Below are 15,615 nucleotides of genomic sequence, written 5' to 3' on the forward strand. Positions count from 1 at the left end.
CCCGGTCGCCGAGCTGCTCGCGGGCATGTGCCGGGCCGCGGGCGTGCCGACGCCGGCCTGGCGGGTGCCGGCCGGGGTCGCCCGCGGCGCGGGGGCACTGATCGAGGTGGCCTGGCGCATCCGCCCGGGTGTGGACGAGCCGCCGATGACCCGGTTCCTGGCCGAGCAGCTCTCGACCGCGCACTGGTTCGACCAGCGCCGCACCCGGTCCGAGCTGTGCTGGACGCCCGCGGTGAGCCTCGACGAGGGCTTCCGGCGGCTGGCCGCGTCGTACGACCGGTAGCCGACTCTCGCCGTTTCTGCCGAGAATCGCCCTTCTGCCGGCGAGTCTCGGCGCAAACTGCGACTCTCGCCAGGGGGGAACAGCTTCCTACGAACGGATGCCCAGGGCCGCCCGCACGATCGCCAGCGCCTCCTCCGCGGGCAGCCCGAGTACCCGCATCCGTTCGGCGTAGGCGACCGCGGCCAGCTGCGCCTGCTTGCGCGTGGCATCCCCCGTTGCGGCGATGAAGGAGCCGAGCCTGCCGCGGGTCTCGATCACCTCATCCCGCTCCAGCTCCCGGTAGGCCCGCGCGACAGTGTTCGGCGCCAGGCCGAGGTCCTCGGCGAGCCGGCGCACGGTGGGCAGCCTGTCGCCCGGGGACATTACGCCGGCTCGAACGCCCTCGACCACCTGCACCCGCAACTGCTCGTACGGCGCGGTGGGCGAGTGCTGGTCGATCACGATATCCATGCGAGGCATCCTTTGTCTGCGTCACGTACCAAGGTAGCGGCGCCCCGCTCGTCCGCGAAAGCGGGTGAATCGTCGTTATGGTTCACGCAAACCGACGATTCACCCGCTCTCGCGAACGGATGCGCGGGCCGAACGGATGCGGCGGGCCGAACGGGCGCGGCGGCTCGCTAGGCTCGACACGTGACCTGGCCAAGCGACCTCCCCGCCCAGCTGGCCGGACTGGCGCCGACCCTGCTGGGGATCGCGCTGCTGATCGCGATCGTCACGCTGGTGCTGCGCGGCTACCGGGTACCGCATCCGTTCGCGCCGGCGCTCGCCGTGCTGCGCGGAGCCCTGCAGCTCGCCGCGATCAGCCTGATCCTCAGTGGCATCATCTCCGACCCGTTCTGGGTCGGCGTGGGCCTCGCGGTCATGTTCGCCGCGGCGGTCGGCACGGTCACCCGTCGGATCGGCGCCACCCGGCTGCACGCAGCCGGGGTGGCCGCCTCGATGGGCCTCGGGGTCCTGGTCACCCTCCTCGTGGTCTTCGGCACCGGCGCACTGGAGTTCACACCGCGCTACGTGCTGTCGTTCGGCGGCATCATCATCGGCAACGCCATGTCGATCGCCACCCTTTCCGGCCGACGCTTCACCGAGGGCGTCACCGAGCACTGGGAGGAGGTCGAGGGCTGGCTGGCCCTCGGCGCCACCCCGCGCCAGTCCACCCGGGAACTGGCCCGCCGCGCGGTGTACTTCGCCCTGATCCCCTCGACCGACCAGACGAAGACCACCGGGCTGGTCACCCTGCCCGGGGCCTTCGTGGGCGCCATTTTCGGTGGAGCCTCGCCGCTCGAGGCGGGGCGGTTCCAGATCGTGGTGCTCGCCGGCATCCTCTGCGCCGGATCGATCGCGGCGGTCGCCCTGATCCACCTGCTCGCCCCCGTGACTCGCCGCCCGGCCCCGGTCCCCGGCTAGCGGCACGCACCGCCGAACCCGCACCGAACCCGCGCCGAACCGTGAGTTTCGCCCCCGTTTTTTCGTTTTTCCGGGGCGTTTCTCACGGCTCGGCGGGTCTCGGCGGGTCTCGGCGGGGTCGTGGCGCCGCTAGTGCGGCACAAAGAACTCGGCGAGGATCAGCACCGCGGCGAGCAGCAGTGTTCCCGCCGCCATGAGCAGAAGCGGCCAGCCACGGATGCCGCGGAGCCGCAACCCGCCGACCGCCACCAGGGCCAGCAGCACGGTGGCCGTGATCATGCCGATCAGCGTCGCGGTGCCGGTGCCGGTGCCGATGTCGAATCCGAGGGCGAGCAGGACCAGCACGGTCAGCAGTGGCACGAACGCCGCGGAGATCAGGGGGCGCTGATTCGGAAGTGGTTGCGCACGTGCGTCCAGCCGATCTCGGTGTCGCCGATCGAACAGGCGAAGACGCGGGTGGCGTAGTACACGAGGTTGGTGATCATGACGATGATGGTCAAGGCGGAGCTGGTGCCGAGCCCGATCAGGGTGCTGGCGGCCACGAGCAGGCCGTGGGCACCCGCGCTGATGCGTTCGGCGCCGGCCGGGCCGATTTCGCTGGGAGCCTGACGGCTTTGGGGGAGACCACCCCCACAGCGTTGCGGGGGTCGCGGCCGAGCGAGAGGGCGGCCCGCGGCTACTCGGCGGTGCGGTGGATCAGCCGGGAGAGCACGATCGCGCTGCGGGTGTGGTCCACATTGGGCGCCAGACGCACCTTCTCCAGCGCCGCCTCGAGGCCGGGGATGTCCCGCGCCCGGATGTGCACGATGGCGTCGGCGCTGCCCGTGACGGTGCCGGCGTCCACGACCTCCGGCACGCCGGACAGGATGCGGAGCAGCTCTTCGGGCGCCACGGTGCCGCGACAGAACAGCTCGACGTAGGCCTCGGTGCTCATGCCGTCGATGGCCGGGTCCACCTGGATGGTGAAAGCGCGGATGACGCGGTCGGCCACGAGCCGGTCGACCCGGCGTTTGACGGCCGACGCGGACAGCCCGACCACCGAGCCGATATCGCCGTAGCCCGCCCGGGCGTTCTGGCGAAGCAGGTCGAGAATGCCGCGGTCGAGGTTGTCCATGCCGAGAGTCTAGGGGGCATCGTTGCGCTGGGCCACGCCTGAACGCAGAAAAACAGCGTGCGATAGCGGCAATCACTGGATAGCTGCGCGGTGGTGGGTCGGTGGTTCGGGCGGGCGCGGAGCATCCGTCGATGCCCGTAATGGCAGAAAGCTGCGCGGGCGGCCGCAAGCGCGCATGTTTTCGCCGCGTATTGGCGTGCACATCCGATTCGGCCTGTGTGAAACTAGGAAAGGCGTCTCTGCCCGGGTAATTCGTGCCGGCAGAGCTCTCGTGAGTGACCTGGTCCGCCATCCACCCCGCCAGCCGACCTCACCCGACGAGGCCGGACGGCCGCCGAAGGAGTCTCCATGTCGACCAACCTCACCGCCCCGAATCCGAACGAGCTCGTCTCGCCGGCCACCCCCGAGCGCACGCCCGTCGCGCGTACCGTGCTGATGTGCAAGCCCGACTTCTTCACGGTCGTCTACCGCATCAACCCCTGGATGGACCCGGCCATCCCGACCGACACCGCGCTCGCCGTAGCCCAGTGGCAGACGCTCTACGACACCTACGTCGGCCTCGGCTTCGACGTGCGCCTGATCGACCCGGTCGACGGCCTGCCGGACATGGTCTACGCGGCCAACGGCGGCTTCGTCATCGACAACATCGCCTACGGCGCGGCCTTCACCTATGCCGAGCGCCAGCCGGAAGGGCCGGCCTACATGGACTGGTTCGGCGCCAACGGCTTCGACGTGCGCGTGCCGGCGGAGATCAACGAGGGCGAGGGCGACTTCCTGCTCGTGGGCGACGTGATCCTCGCGGGTACCGGGTTCCGCAGTGCCTCGAACAGCCATGAGGAGGTGGCGGCGATCTACGGCCGCCCGGTGATCACGCTCAACCTGATCAACCCCAGCTTCTACCACCTCGACACGGCCATCGCCGTGCTCGACGGGTCGCCCGCCACGGGCAACGGCGAGATCGCCTACCTGCCGAGCGCGTTCGACGAGCCGAGCCTGGCCATCCTGCGCGAGCGGTTCCCGGATGCCATCATCGTCACCGAGGAGGACGCGGCCATCCTCGGCCTCAACTCCTATTCCGACGGCTATAACGTGGTCATCGCCGAGCGGGCGAAGGACTTCGAGCGCCAGTTGCGCGCCCGCGGTTTCAACCCGATCGGGGTCGACCTGTCCGAGCTGCTGCTCGGTGGAGGAGGAGTGAAATGCTGCACGCTGGAGCTGCGCCGATGACCGACCAGGCCACCGACCAGATGACCGATACGACCGGCGCACCGGCCGCCGCGCTCGGCCAGGCCGCATATATCGCCCTGGAAGACGAGCACGCGGCCCACAATTACCACCCGTTGCCCGTGGTCGTCGCGTCCGGCGACGGCGCCTGGGTGACGGATGTCGACGGCCGCCGCTACCTGGACTGCCTGGCCGCGTACTCCGCGGTCAACTTCGGGCACTCCAACCCGCTCCTGCTGGACGCCGCCCGCGCGCAGCTGGGCCGCATCACGCTCACCAGCCGCGCCTTCCACAACGACCAGCTCGGCCCGTTCGTGACCGCGCTCGCCGAGCTCTCCGGCAAGGACATGGTCCTGCCGATGAACACGGGCGCCGAAGCGGTCGAGTCCGGCATCAAGGTGGCCCGTGCCTGGGGCTACCGGGTCAAGGGCGTCGCCGACGGGATGGCCAACATCATCGTGGCCGGGGAGAACTTCCACGGCCGCACCACCACGATCATCAGCTTCTCCGACGACGAGTCGGCCCGCAAGGATTTCGGGCCGTTCACGCCCGGGTTCCGCACGGTCCCGTACGGGGACGCCGCGGCCCTCGAGGCCGCGATCGATGCGAACACGGTCGCCGTGCTGCTCGAGCCGATCCAGGGTGAGGCCGGCATCGTCGTGCCGCCGGCCGACTACCTGCCGGCCGTGCGCGAGATCACGACCCGCCACAACGTGCTGTTCATCGCCGACGAGATCCAGTCCGGCCTCGGGCGCACGGGAGCGACCTTCGCCTGCGACCTGGTGGGCGTCGTTCCCGACCTCTACCTGCTCGGCAAGGCCCTCGGCGGCGGCATCGTGCCGGTCTCCGCTGTCGTCGGCAACCGGGACGTCCTCGGCGTGCTCCGCCCCGGCGAGCACGGCTCGACCTTCGGCGGCAACCCGCTGGCGGCGGCCGTCGGCCTCGCCGTGGTGAAGCTCCTGGCCACCGGCGAGCAGCAGGAGCGCGCCCGCATTCTCGGCGCCCGCCTGCACGACGGTCTGACCGGGTTGATCGGCCAAGGCGTCGTGGCCGTGCGCGGCGCCGGACTCTGGGCCGGCATCGACATCGACCCGAAGCTGGCCTCCGGCCGCGCGGTCTGCGAGGCCCTCCTGGCGCGCGGCGTGCTCGCGAAGGACACCCACGGCTTCACCATCCGACTGGCCCCGCCGATCGTGGTCTCCGAGGCTGACCTCGACTGGGCGGTGGAGCAGCTGGCCGCCGTTCTCGCGGAGCTCGCCGAAGCGTAGGCGGGCACCTCCGAGCTACCCGTCGACGGATGCCGCCACGGGCTGGGCGATGCGGCCGAGGCGTGCGAGCTGTGTGACGTGGCCCGGCTCGAGCTCCTCCAGGCTCTTCACGCCGAGCAGCCGCATGGTGCGGGACACCTGCTCGGAGAGGATCTGGACGGCCCGGTCGACGCCGGCCTCGCCTCCGGCCATCAGACCGTAGAGGTAGGCGCGGCCGACCAGGGTGAAACGGGCGCCGAGGGCGACGGAGGCGACGATGTCGGCACCGCTCATGATGCCGGTGTCCAGGTGCACCTCGTATGCGCTGCCCACTTCGCGCACGACCTGCGGCAGCAGGTGGAACGGGACCGGGGCGCGGTCGAGCTGGCGGCCGCCGTGGTTGGACAGGATGATGCCGTCCACGCCGAGGTCGGCGAGCGTGCGCGCATCCGCCAGGCTCTGCACGCCCTTGACGACGATCTTGCCGGGCCACTGCGCCTTGATCCAGGCCAGGTCCTCGAAGGTGACGGTGGGGTCGAACATGGTGTCGAGATGATCGGCGACCGAGCCGCTCCAGCGGTCGATGCTGGCGAAGGCGAGCGGTTCGGTGGTGAGGAAGTTGATCCACCACTCCGGCCGCGGCAGCGCGTTGAGGACCGTTCCGATGGTCAGGGCCGGCGGAATCGAGAAGCCGTTGCGCTGATCGCGCAGTCGCGCGCCGGCGATCGGAACGTCCACGGTCACCAGCAGGGTGTCGAAGCCGGCCTTCGCGGCCCGGTCGACCAGCGCCATCGACCGGTCGCGATCTTTCCACATGTACAGCTGGAACCAGTTGCGCCCGTTCGGGTTCGCGGCCTTGACGTCCTCAATCGACGTGGTGCCCATGGTCGACAGGGAGAAGGGGATGCCGGCCCGGGCCGCCACGTGGGCGCCGGCGATCTCGCCCTCGGTCTGCATCATCCGGGTGAAACCGGTTGGGGCGATTCCGAAAGGCTGCGCCACCGGGGCCCCGAGTACGTCCCAGCCGGTGGAGACGGTGGACACGTCCCGCAGGATCGCCGGGTTGAACTCGATGTCCTCGAAGGCCTGGCGGGCGCGCCCCAGCGAAAGCTCGGCCTCGGCGGCGCCGTCGGTGTAGTCGAATGCCGCCTTGGGAGTGCGCCTCTTGGCGATGGCGCGCAGGTCGTAGATGGTGTGCGCGCTCTCGAGCCGGCGCTTCTTCGCGTTCAGCTCGGGGGTCTTGAAGTGCAGCAGCGGGGCAAGGTCACTGATCTTCGGGATGCGTCGTTGAACCATGGTCGAAGGGTCCTTTTCTATCGGGCCACCGAGTGCCCGTCGGCATCCGTATGGTCGTCGGCGAGGCGTTCGGGACGGTGGTTGGCGAGGTGGGTCTCGGCGTAATAGCCCGCGATGTGGGAGTGCACGAGGGTGCGGGCGGCCTGGGAATCGCCGGCCTCGATCGCGGCGACGATCGCGCGGTGCTCGGCGCGGAGCCGGGCGGAGGTGACGGGCCACGAGGCGAGGCTCGTCGCGCCCGCCCGAACGTACCCCTCGATGGCACTGCGCAAACCCGCCATCGTGGCGGTGACGACCTGGTTTCCTGTCGCGGCCGCCAGAGACAGGTGGAACTGGGCGTCGAGGGCGAGGAACTCCACCTCGGTCAGCGCGGGGGAGTCCATCGCGTCGAGCAGCAGCACGGCTGTCGACAGGTCGGGGTGCAGGGAGGCGTTGGCGTCCATGGTCGAACTGGCCAGGGCGGATGCCTCCGCCAGCTCGGTCACGACCGACGCCTCGAGCGCGAGCCGGGTCTTGACCACGTCGGCGACCGGGAACCCCTGCGCCGCAACCTGCAGACGCATCAGCGCCGACATGCCGCCGCCGGGCAGGGCCACGATGATCGCGCCCGACGTGGGCCCCGACCCCGCGGAGGTGCGGAGCAGCCCGAGCACCTCGAGAACCCGGATGGCCTCACGCACGCTGGAGCGTCCGACGCCCAGCGAGGCGGCGAGGGCCCGCTCGGGAGGGAGGTGGTCGCCCGGACGCAGCCGCCCGCTGAGAAGATCCAGCTCGATGCTCTGCAGCACGACTTCCCAGGCACGGCGGTCGATACTCACGAGCTCCTCCTCGACGTTGGGGTGGAATTGGCGGGGTGTGCGGGTGCTGTGGTCTGACCACATGCTACAGGGGAGGGCGGCTTCCGCGGCAGAAACTTTCGACGTGATCCCGGGGGCGGGGGCAGCTCAGACGAAGAGCAGCACGATGCCGAGCACGCCGGCCGCGGCGCCGGTGCCGAGGAGGATCAGGCCGGTCAGGCGCAGTGCCCGGCCCTCGGCCTCCGGGGTGTGGGTGCGGCACCGGGAGGGGGTGCGGAGGCTGAACCAGACCGGCACGTCGTCGCCGGGCGCGAGACCGTGCGTCTCGTGCGTGTTCGCGGGGCACTCGTGCACCTCGCCGTCACGGTCGAACCACCGGATCACCGTGCCGGCCCGGGAGGAGGCGATGACGCCATCCGTCAGAACCCAGCGACCCTTCACACCGCGCACGAGCAGGCCGGCCACGAAGAGGATCCCGCCGACGACCAGCCCGACCAGGGTCAGCACCTCGCTGAGGAGGGCAACGAGCGAGTAGACGTCCACGTGGCCCCTTCTCGGTCGTCCTAACGGTACGGGCAAAATCGTACCGTGCGTCACAACCGCCTGCCGCGACCGGGCCGATGCCCCCAGGTCTGGGGGCACGCGGTAAGGTCAAGCAATGAGCTTGGTTGTTGAACAATCCCCCACCCGTGACGACCGAAGCTTCCTCGGACAACCTCGCGCCCTCTCCAACGTGTTCGGCGTCGAGATGTGGGAACGCTTCTCCTTCTACGGCATGCAGGGCATCCTGCTGCTCTATTTGTACTACTCCGCGGCCGACGGTGGCCTCGGGATCCCGCAGTCCACCGCGGCCGGCATCGTGGGTGCCTACGGCGGCGGTGTCTATCTGTCGACCATCCTGGGCGCCTGGGTGGCCGACCGTCTGCTGGGCTCGGAGCGGGTGCTGTTCTACAGCGCGATCGTCATTGCGGTCGGGCACGTGGCGCTCGCCACCCTGCCGGGCCTCGGCGGGGTGGCGACCGGCCTCATCCTGATCGCGGTGGGCAGCGGTGGGCTCAAGGCCAACGCGACCAGCGTCGTGGGTGCGCTCTACGCCAAGGACGACCCTCGACTCGACGCGGGCTTCTCCCTCTTCTATCTCGGAATCAACCTGGGTGCCTTCTTCGGACCGGTCCTGACGGGTCTGCTGCAGACGACCCTCGGATTGCACTACGGGTTCGGGCTTGCCGCCGTGGGCATGGCGATCGGCCTGGTGCAGTACTCCTTCGGCCGCAAGCGTCTGCCGGCCATCGTGCACGAGGTTCCGAACCCGCTTCCGGCCTCGCGCTACGCCGGCTACCTGTGGGGTGCGACCCTGGCGGTCGCTCTGATCGTGGTGCTGGTGCTGCTCGACGTGATCACGGCATCCGGCCTGGTCACGATCGTGATCGCGCTGACCCTGGTCGCCACGGTCTCCTATTTCGTGGTCATCCTGCGCAGCCGTCAGATCAGCGCCGTCGAACGCAAGCGCGTGTACGCGTTCATGCCGCTGTTCGTGGCCAGCGCCGCGTTCTGGTCCCTCTCCCAGCAGCAGTTCACGGTGGTCACCATCTACACCGACGAGCGGCTCAACCGCGACATGTTCGGCTGGGAGCTGCCGGTGTCGTGGGTGCAGTCGATCAACCCGGTCTTCATCATCCTGCTCTCGGGCGTATTCGCCGCGCTGTGGACCCGCTGGGGCTCCCGCCAGCCGTCCACCCCGGTGAAGTTCGCGCTCGGCACCGGCGTGATGGGTGCCGCATTCCTGATGTTCCTCCCGTTCGTCGACGGCGGAGCGAACTCGACGCCGCTGGCGGCGATGATCGCGATCCTGTTCGTGCTCACGGTGGCGGAGCTTCTGATCGGGCCGGTCGGTCTGGCCGTCACGACCCGCCTCGCCCCGGAACCCTTCAAAACCCAGATGGTCGCGCTGTTCTTCCTGTCGATCGCCTTGGGCACCGCGGTGTCCGGTTGGCTCGCCGAGTGGTACACCTCGGTGTCGGAGACGGTCTACTTCAGTGTGATCGGCGGCGTCGCGATCGTGCTCGGGCTGTTGCTCGCGCTGATCGCCCGCCCGATCCTCCGGTTGATGAACGGCGTGCGCTGACCGGCATCCGTCAGCGGGGCGCCGTGGCCTCGATGATCGCGATTTCGCGGGTGGCGGTCTCGGCGGCGCGGCCGTCTCCGTCGTGGTGCACCCGCACCCGCGGGGACACCCCCCGGCGGAACCGCACCCGCAGGCTGCGGTACCGAACCATCCAGAAGAGCACGGCCCCGGCCGCCAGGATGCCCGAGATCGCGGCCACGCCGAGCGCCCAGCGCGGGCCGAACTGGTCGGCGACCCAGCCCACCAGGGGTGCCCCGAGCGGCGTTCCGCCGGCGAAGATCGCCATGTAGAGCGCCATCACACGGCCGCGCATCGCCGGCCGCGTCGTGGTCTGCACATAGGCGTTCGCCGTGGTCATCAAGGTCAGCGAGGACAGGCCGACGAAGGTCAGCGAGACCGCAAAAGTCACGTAGTTGGGCATGACCGCCGCCAGGGCGCAGGACAGGCCGAACGCGAAGGATCCGCCGACGACCAGGCGCAGTCGCGGGCGGCCGCGACGCGCGGCCAACAGTGCGCCGGCGACGGAACCGATGGCCATGATCGAACTGAGCACGCCGAATTCGCTGGCGCCCATGCCGAACTCGACCGTGGCCATCGTCGCCGTGAAGATCGCGAAGTTGAAGCCGAAGGTGCCCACCAGGAAAACGGTGATCAGGACGACGATGATGTCGGGCCGGCGCGACACGTACCGGAACCCGGCCAGCAGCTGCCCGCGTTCGCGGGAGGCCCGCGGTTGCGGGCGCAGCGCCGCGGTGCGCAGCAGCGTCATCGCGAGCACCGTGGCTGCGAAGGTCGCCGCGTTGATCATGAAGACCCAGCCGGCGCCGACGGCGACCGTGAGCAGGCCCGCGGCAGCCGGCCCGATCATCCGGGCGCCGTTGAACGACGCGGAGTTGAGGGCTACGGCGTTCGGAAGGTTGTCGTCGGAGACCAGCTCGGACACGAAGGTCTGGCGGGCGGGAGCGTCGATCGCCGCGACGATCCCGAGGCCCAGGGCGAAGAGGTAGACGTGCCAGAGCTCCGCGACGCCGGTGACCGTGACCAGACCCAGGCCGAGGGCGAGCAGGCCCATCAGGGTCTGCGTCAGGATGAGCAGCCTGCGCCGGTTGAACCGGTCTGCGATGAGGCCGGACCAGGGCATCAGCAGCAGCTGCGGGCCGAACTGCAGGGCCATCACGATGCCCACCGCGGTGGCGTTGTAGTCGGTCAGCTCGGTCAGGACGATCCAGTCCTGGGCGGTGCGCTGCATCCAGGTCCCGATGTTCGACACCAGGGCGCCCGCGAACCAGATTCGATAGTTCGGGACGCTCAGGGAGCGGAACATTCTGTTCAACTGTTGGCGAGTTCCTTCATGATGTCGAGCGCCTCGGTGAGGACCCGGCGCTCGTCGGGCGTCAGCTTCACGATGCGCTGGGCGAGCCAGGCATCCCGGCGCTTGCGCGTCTCCCGCATCAGGGTGCTCCCCTGATCGGTCACCGTGAGCACCACCTTGCGACCGTCGTCGGCGGAGCCGGCCCGGTTGACGAGGCCGGCCTCGACCAGCGCGTTGACCGTGCGATTCATCGAGGGCGGCGTGACCCGCTCCCGCTCGCTGAGCTCTCGGAGCGTGAACGGGCCATGGAAGTACAGGGTGCCGAGTGCCGAGAACTGGCTGGAGCTGAGCTCATTGTCGGCCTTCTCCTGGCGCAGGCGGCGGGCCAGACGACCATTGGCCAGCCGGAAATCGTGGCTTAACTCGGCCACCGTCGCGGCTCGGCCGGTGGCGACCGCCGGCGCGGGTACGAGAGTCAACGGTGCAGATTCCATAGCTACCCACCCTAACCACTTAGCGTTGCTAAGTATTCCCTGCTCATAGCCTAGTTCAGGTCGGCGGCCAGCGGCGGGATTGCAGAGACGCGCGGGGCGAGTACTGGCAGACTGGCCCCGTGCCTACCTACACGGATGACTTCGGCGTCTCGATCACATATTTCACCTGGGTCGCCGATCGCCCTCGGGCCATCGTCCAGATCGCCCACGGGGTCGGTGAGCATGCGCAGCGCTACGCGGACCTCGCCGCTCGTCTGAACGCATCGGGCTACACGGTCTACGCGGACGACCACCGCGGCCACGGCCAGACCGGGGTGCACCAGCACGACGGCGACCTCTCCCGCCTCGGCCGGCTTGGCCCGGGCGGGCTGCGCGCGGCCGTGGCCGGGGTGCACCAGCTGAGTGGCATCATCCGCACCATCCACCCTGACCTGCCCCTTGTTTTGCTCGGTCACAGCTGGGGGTCGTTCATGGTTCAGATGATCGTCAACACCCATGCCGCCGACTATGACGCGATCGTGCTCAGCGGCACGGCGTACCGGATGCCCGGCTACCTCGACAGCGGGGACCTGAACCGCCGCCACAAGCACCTGGGCGACACGGGGGTGGAGTGGCTCAGCCGCGACCCCGAGGTGGCCCGCGCCTTCATCGCCGACCCGCTCACGACCACGACCCCGCTGGCGAAGCTGTTCGGGCTGCGCGAGGCGGCGCGCCTCTTCGGGAGGCCGAGGCGCGATCTGCCGCCGGGCCTGCCGCTGCTGATCCTGGTCGGCGGCGACGACATCGTGGGCGGGGAGCGCAGCGCACGCATGCTCGTTCGGGCATATTCCGGGCGGTCGGGGCTGCGGGACATCCGGGTCATCGTCTACCCGGGTGCCCGGCACGAGGTGTTCAACGAGACGAACCGTCAGGGCGTCTTCGACGACCTGATCGGGTGGCTGGGCAAGCGATTTGCCGTACCCGCCGATTAGGCTGGCGTCATGCACGGTGAATATAAGGTTCCAGGCGGCAAACTCGTCGTCGTCGATCTCGACGTCGTCGACAACACGATCGTCAACTTCCGGCTGGCCGGTGATTTCTTCCTCGAGCCCGACAGCGCGCTCGGCGACATCGATGCGGCTGTGAACGGCCTGGCCGCCGACAGCGACGCGGTGAGCATCGCGGCCGCCGTGCGGGCCGCGCTCCCGGCCCAGGCCACGCTGCTCGGCTTCTCGCCGGAGTCGGTGGCGGTGGCGATCCGCCGTTCGCTCGCCCAGGCCAGCGGTTGGCGCGACTACGAGTGGCAGCTGATCCACACCGAGGCCGTCGCCCCCGTCATGCAGATGGCGCTCGACGAAGTCCTTGCGATCGAGGTCGGCGAGGGCCGCCGAAGCCCCACGCTGCGGATCTGGGAATGGACCGAGCCGGCCGTCGTGATCGGCAGCTTCCAGTCCCTGAAGAACGAGGTCGACCCGGTCCAGGCCGCCAAGCACGGCTTCACCGTCGTGCGCCGGATCAGCGGCGGCGGCGCCATGTTCATGGAAGCCGGCTCGGTCATCACCTACTCGATCTACGCACCGACTGACCTCGTTCAGGGCATGACGTTCGCCGACTCCTATGCATTCCTCGACGAGTGGGTGCTCACGGCCCTCAAATCCCTCGGCATCGACGCGTACTACCAGCCGCTGAACGACATCACGAGCCCCAAGGGCAAGATCGGCGGGGCCGCCCAGAAACGTCTCGGCAGCGGCGCCGTGCTGCACCACGTCACCATGAGCTACGACATGGACGGCGACAAGATGGTGCAGGTGCTCCGCATCGGCCGGGAGAAACTCAGCGACAAGGGCATCACGAGCGCCGCGAAGCGCGTCGACCCGCTACGCAGTCAGACCGGTCTCAGCCGGGACGCGATCATCGACCGCATGAAGGCGACCTTCACCGGGCTGTACGGCGCGGTCACCGGGAACATCACCGAGGCGGAATATGCCCGGGCGAGGGAGCTGGTGGAAACCAAGTTCGGCACCGAGGAATGGATCGGGCGCGTTCCGTAAACCGAGCCGAGCCGACTACCGGCCCCGCGTGAGCAGGTCCTGATACTCGGCGTGCTTGTCGATCCACCGCACCACGTACGGGCAGACCGGCACGACGGTGAGCTCGGTGCGCGTGCGCACGTCGTCGAGCGCCTGTTCGACCAGGCGGCTGGCCAGATTCTCGCCGCGCCGGGCCGGATCCACCTCGACGTGGGTGAACAGCACGTCGGTGCCCGTCACGGTGTAGTCGGCAAAACCGACGGTCTCTTCGTTGATGCGGAGCGAGTACCGGGACTGGGCCGGCTCGTGCCGGAACTCAACCCGGGTCGATTCGGTGGCCGTTGCGTCTGAAGTCATGTCCCAAGCGTAAGCCGCCTGACACAATGAAGGAATGCCGATCGTGTGGTCTCCCTCTTCTCCCAGCCGTGTCGTCCACGCGAACAACCTCGAGGTTCTGCCGCACCTGCCCGACGCGTCGTTCACGCTGATCTACCTGGACCCGCCCTTCAACACGGGGCGGAAGCAGAACCGGCAGGCCACGACCTCGGTGCGCGCACCGGCGAGCCCGGCATCCGTCGCTTTGGGCGCTGGCGCCGTGGGCACCATCACCGGTTTCAAGGGCCAGCGCTACGAGCGGATCAAGGGTGACCTGCTCGGCTACGACGATCAGTTCGAGGACTACTGGGCCTTCCTCGAGCCACGCCTGATCGAGGCCTGGCGTCTGCTGGCCGACGACGGCACCCTGTACCTGCACCTGGACTACCGTGAGGCGCACTATGCCAAGGTGCTGCTCGACGCCCTCTTCGGCCGCGACTGTTTCCTGAACGAGCTGATCTGGGCGTACGACTACGGGGCGAAGTCGAAGAACCGCTGGCCGACCAAGCACGACACGATCCTGGTCTATGTGAAGAACCCGGCCCGGTACTACTTCGACTCGACCACGGTCGACCGCGAGCCCTACATGGCGCCCGGGCTGGTCACCCCGGAGAAGGTCGCGAAGGGCAAGCTGCCGACGGATGTCTGGTGGCACACGATCGTGTCGCCCACCGGCAAGGAGAAGACCGGGTATCCCACCCAGAAGCCCGCCGGCATCCTGCGCCGTATGATCCAGGCGTCCAGCCGCGAGGGGGACTGGGTGCTCGACTTCTTCGCCGGCAGCGGCACGACCGGCGCGGTCGCCGCGGCCCTCGGCCGCCGGTTCGTGCTGGTGGACCAGAACCCCGAGTCGATCCAGGTCATGCGCACGCGCTTCGCGTTGCTGCCCGAGGTGGAGTTCCTGCCCGCCGTGCCCGAACCCGCCGTGCCGCCGCTGCCCGATTTCGTTGCCGACGAGGCCGAGGTAAGACTGGGAGCATGAGACTCCGCATTTTCACCGAACCGCAGCAGGGCGCGTCCTACGATGACATCCTCGCCGTGGCCCAGGCCACGGAGACGCTCGGCTTCGACGCGTTCTTCCGCTCCGACCACTACCTCGCGATGGGCGATACGGCCCCCGTCCTGCCCGGTCCGACGGATGCGTGGACCACTCTGGCGGGCCTCGCCCGGGAGACCCGGCGCATCCGCCTGGGCACCCTGGTCTCGTCGGTGACCTACCGGCCGCCGGGGATCCTCGCGATCCAGGTGGCGCAGGTCGACCAGATGTCGGGCGGGCGGGTCGAGCTCGGCCTCGGCACCGGCTGGTTCGAGCAGGAACATCTGGCCTACGGCATCCCGTTCCCGGCCCGGCGGTTCGGCATGCTCGAGGAGCAGCTGGAGATCGTGACCGGGCTCTGGGAGACCCCGGTCGGCGACCGCTACAGCTTTTCCGGCGAGCACTACACCCTCGTCGACTCGCCCGCCCTGCCCAAGCCCGTGCAGGCCCGCATTCCGGTGATCGTGGGCGGAGGCGGCGCCAGGCGCACCCCGGCCCTGGCGGCCCGCTTCGCCACCGAGTTCAACCTGCCGTTCCCCGAGTTCACGGATGTCCCGGCCAAGTTCGCCGGCGTGCGCGCGGCATGCGCGGTCATCGGCCGCGATCCCCGTGAGCTCGTCTATTCGGCCGCCCTGATCGCCGTCGCGGGCGCGGACGAGGCCGCCTTCGCCCGGCGCGCCGCGGCCGTGGGCCGGGAACCCGCCGAGCTGCGGGCGCACGGCGTGGCCGGCACCGCGTCGGAGGTTGTGGATCGCCTCGGCGCTCTCGCCGACGACGGCGTCGAGTGCGTCTACCTGCAGATCATGGACCTGTCCGACCTTGACCACCTGGACTTCATCGCCCGTGAGGTCATGCCCCAGCTGGCGTGACCGCCCGCTCGCTCGACGCCCGCGTATGCC

At 69.4% G+C, this 15,615-nt stretch carries 18 protein-coding genes and 1 pseudogene; 9 read left to right on the forward strand and 10 right to left on the reverse strand.

Translation table 11 applies throughout. From position 1 onward, the window contains the following. Positions 1–283: pseudogene (locus E3T23_RS00060) on the forward strand (NAD-dependent epimerase/dehydratase family protein); the annotation flags it as partial. An 87-nt stretch (positions 284–370) separates the two neighbouring features. Here E3T23_RS00060 and E3T23_RS00065 read toward each other — a convergent pair. After that, positions 371–733 (reverse strand): GntR family transcriptional regulator, encoded by a 363-nt coding sequence (locus E3T23_RS00065; protein ID WP_134368385.1) that lies wholly within the window; start codon positions 731–733, stop codon positions 371–373. A 180-nt stretch (positions 734–913) separates the two neighbouring features. Here E3T23_RS00065 and E3T23_RS00070 point away from each other — a divergent pair, with 180 nt between their 5' ends. Then, positions 914–1,687 carry an ABC transporter permease gene (locus E3T23_RS00070; RefSeq protein ID WP_174843820.1) on the forward strand — a complete coding sequence of 258 codons (774 nt, stop codon included), beginning with the start codon at positions 914–916 and terminating at the stop codon, positions 1,685–1,687. Between the two features lie 129 nt (positions 1,688–1,816). Here E3T23_RS00070 and E3T23_RS00075 read toward each other — a convergent pair whose 3' ends face one another. The 3 genes from E3T23_RS00075 to E3T23_RS00080 all read right to left on the reverse strand — a co-directional run bounded on the left by E3T23_RS00075 (position 1,817) and on the right by E3T23_RS00080 (position 2,801). Then, positions 1,817–2,047, reverse strand: a complete 231-nt coding sequence (locus tag E3T23_RS00075) for a hypothetical protein (RefSeq protein WP_134368386.1) — start codon at positions 2,045–2,047, stop codon at positions 1,817–1,819. Positions 2,048–2,061: 14 nt separating this feature from the next. Next, positions 2,062–2,229, reverse strand: coding sequence for a hypothetical protein (locus E3T23_RS15045; RefSeq protein WP_166806139.1), 168 nt, complete (start codon positions 2,227–2,229; stop codon positions 2,062–2,064). A gap of 134 nt (positions 2,230–2,363) precedes the next feature. Then, complete coding sequence (locus E3T23_RS00080; protein WP_134368387.1) at positions 2,364–2,801, reverse strand: Lrp/AsnC family transcriptional regulator; 438 nt, start codon at positions 2,799–2,801, stop codon at positions 2,364–2,366. 348 nt (positions 2,802–3,149) lie between these two features. Here E3T23_RS00080 and ddaH point away from each other — a divergent pair, with 348 nt between their 5' ends. Beyond that, on the forward strand, positions 3,150–4,028 hold the full coding sequence (ddaH, locus tag E3T23_RS00085) for a dimethylargininase (RefSeq protein ID WP_134368388.1): 879 nt from the start codon (positions 3,150–3,152) through the stop codon (positions 4,026–4,028). A gap of 20 nt (positions 4,029–4,048) precedes the next feature. Further along, positions 4,049–5,293, forward strand: a complete 1,245-nt coding sequence (gene rocD / locus E3T23_RS00090) for an ornithine--oxo-acid transaminase (protein WP_134368415.1) — start codon at positions 4,049–4,051, stop codon at positions 5,291–5,293. Positions 5,294–5,308: 15 nt separating this feature from the next. Here the strand turns inward: rocD and E3T23_RS00095 are convergent, their stop codons facing one another. The 3 genes from E3T23_RS00095 to E3T23_RS00105 all read right to left on the reverse strand — a co-directional run bounded on the left by E3T23_RS00095 (position 5,309) and on the right by E3T23_RS00105 (position 7,908). Beyond that, complete coding sequence (locus E3T23_RS00095; RefSeq protein WP_134368389.1) at positions 5,309–6,568, reverse strand: alpha-hydroxy acid oxidase; 1,260 nt, start codon at positions 6,566–6,568, stop codon at positions 5,309–5,311. Between the two features lie 17 nt (positions 6,569–6,585). Continuing rightward, complete coding sequence (locus E3T23_RS00100; protein WP_241977462.1) at positions 6,586–7,386, reverse strand: FadR/GntR family transcriptional regulator; 801 nt, start codon at positions 7,384–7,386, stop codon at positions 6,586–6,588. A gap of 126 nt (positions 7,387–7,512) precedes the next feature. Next, positions 7,513–7,908 (reverse strand): sortase, encoded by a 396-nt coding sequence (locus E3T23_RS00105; RefSeq protein ID WP_134368391.1) that lies wholly within the window; start codon positions 7,906–7,908, stop codon positions 7,513–7,515. A gap of 115 nt (positions 7,909–8,023) precedes the next feature. Between E3T23_RS00105 and E3T23_RS00110 the strand changes: the two genes are divergently transcribed. Continuing rightward, a complete protein-coding gene (locus E3T23_RS00110; RefSeq protein WP_134368392.1) occupies positions 8,024–9,490 on the forward strand; it encodes a peptide MFS transporter in 1,467 nt (488 codons plus the stop codon). A gap of 10 nt (positions 9,491–9,500) precedes the next feature. On the opposite strand, the gene E3T23_RS00115 is transcribed toward E3T23_RS00110, so the two are convergent. Together E3T23_RS00115 and E3T23_RS00120 are read right to left on the reverse strand one after the other, a co-directional pair. Beyond that, positions 9,501–10,814, reverse strand: a complete 1,314-nt coding sequence (locus tag E3T23_RS00115) for an MFS transporter (RefSeq protein WP_198416150.1) — start codon at positions 10,812–10,814, stop codon at positions 9,501–9,503. A 5-nt stretch (positions 10,815–10,819) separates the two neighbouring features. Beyond that, complete coding sequence (locus E3T23_RS00120; protein WP_134368394.1) at positions 10,820–11,296, reverse strand: MarR family winged helix-turn-helix transcriptional regulator; 477 nt, start codon at positions 11,294–11,296, stop codon at positions 10,820–10,822. 119 nt (positions 11,297–11,415) lie between these two features. Between E3T23_RS00120 and E3T23_RS00125 the strand changes: the two genes are divergently transcribed. Together E3T23_RS00125 and E3T23_RS00130 are read left to right on the forward strand one after the other, a co-directional pair. Continuing rightward, a complete protein-coding gene (locus E3T23_RS00125) occupies positions 11,416–12,267 on the forward strand; it encodes an alpha/beta fold hydrolase (protein WP_134368395.1) in 852 nt (283 codons plus the stop codon). A gap of 9 nt (positions 12,268–12,276) precedes the next feature. Beyond that, positions 12,277–13,326: a lipoate-protein ligase LplAB gene (locus E3T23_RS00130; protein ID WP_134368396.1), complete on the forward strand. Its 1,050-nt coding sequence runs from the start codon at positions 12,277–12,279 to the stop codon at positions 13,324–13,326. 15 nt (positions 13,327–13,341) lie between these two features. Here the strand turns inward: E3T23_RS00130 and E3T23_RS00135 are convergent, their stop codons facing one another. After that, positions 13,342–13,662, reverse strand: coding sequence for a GNAT family N-acetyltransferase (locus E3T23_RS00135; RefSeq protein WP_134368397.1), 321 nt, complete (start codon positions 13,660–13,662; stop codon positions 13,342–13,344). Positions 13,663–13,696: 34 nt separating this feature from the next. Between E3T23_RS00135 and E3T23_RS00140 the strand changes: the two genes are divergently transcribed. Together E3T23_RS00140 and E3T23_RS00145 are read left to right on the forward strand one after the other, a co-directional pair. Beyond that, the gene (locus E3T23_RS00140; protein WP_134368398.1) at positions 13,697–14,662 is read left to right on the forward strand and encodes a DNA-methyltransferase; all 966 of its coding nucleotides are present in this window, start codon (positions 13,697–13,699) and stop codon (positions 14,660–14,662) included. Next, positions 14,659–15,585 (forward strand): LLM class F420-dependent oxidoreductase, encoded by a 927-nt coding sequence (locus E3T23_RS00145; protein WP_134368399.1) that lies wholly within the window; start codon positions 14,659–14,661, stop codon positions 15,583–15,585. The genes E3T23_RS00140 and E3T23_RS00145 overlap by 4 nt, the downstream gene beginning before the upstream one ends. Positions 15,586–15,615 lie beyond the last annotated feature (30 nt).

It is taken from the genome of Cryobacterium cheniae (assembly GCF_004403395.1).
GTDB lineage: Bacteria > Actinomycetota > Actinomycetes > Actinomycetales > Microbacteriaceae > Cryobacterium > Cryobacterium cheniae.

What these genes read in the sequence shown, in the direction of transcription:
- E3T23_RS00065 (WP_134368385.1), bottom strand. Translation starts at nt 733, where the DNA reads ATGGATATCGTGATCGACCAGCACTCGCCCACCGCGCCGTACGAGCAG.
- E3T23_RS00080 (WP_134368387.1), bottom strand. Translation starts at nt 2,801, where the DNA reads ATGGACAACCTCGACCGCGGCATTCTCGACCTGCTTCGCCAGAACGCC.
- ddaH (WP_134368388.1), top strand. Translation starts at nt 3,150, where the DNA reads ATGTCGACCAACCTCACCGCCCCGAATCCGAACGAGCTCGTCTCGCCG.
- rocD (WP_134368415.1), top strand. Translation starts at nt 4,049, where the DNA reads ATGACCGATACGACCGGCGCACCGGCCGCCGCGCTCGGCCAGGCCGCA.
- E3T23_RS00095 (WP_134368389.1), bottom strand. Translation starts at nt 6,568, where the DNA reads ATGGTTCAACGACGCATCCCGAAGATCAGTGACCTTGCCCCGCTGCTG.
- E3T23_RS00110 (WP_134368392.1), top strand. Translation starts at nt 8,024, where the DNA reads ATGAGCTTGGTTGTTGAACAATCCCCCACCCGTGACGACCGAAGCTTC.
- E3T23_RS00115 (WP_198416150.1), bottom strand. Translation starts at nt 10,814, where the DNA reads ATGTTCCGCTCCCTGAGCGTCCCGAACTATCGAATCTGGTTCGCGGGC.
- E3T23_RS00120 (WP_134368394.1), bottom strand. Translation starts at nt 11,296, where the DNA reads ATGGAATCTGCACCGTTGACTCTCGTACCCGCGCCGGCGGTCGCCACC.
- E3T23_RS00130 (WP_134368396.1), top strand. Translation starts at nt 12,277, where the DNA reads ATGCACGGTGAATATAAGGTTCCAGGCGGCAAACTCGTCGTCGTCGAT.
- E3T23_RS00135 (WP_134368397.1), bottom strand. Translation starts at nt 13,662, where the DNA reads ATGACTTCAGACGCAACGGCCACCGAATCGACCCGGGTTGAGTTCCGG.
- E3T23_RS00140 (WP_134368398.1), top strand. Translation starts at nt 13,697, where the DNA reads ATGCCGATCGTGTGGTCTCCCTCTTCTCCCAGCCGTGTCGTCCACGCG.
- E3T23_RS00145 (WP_134368399.1), top strand. Translation starts at nt 14,659, where the DNA reads ATGAGACTCCGCATTTTCACCGAACCGCAGCAGGGCGCGTCCTACGAT.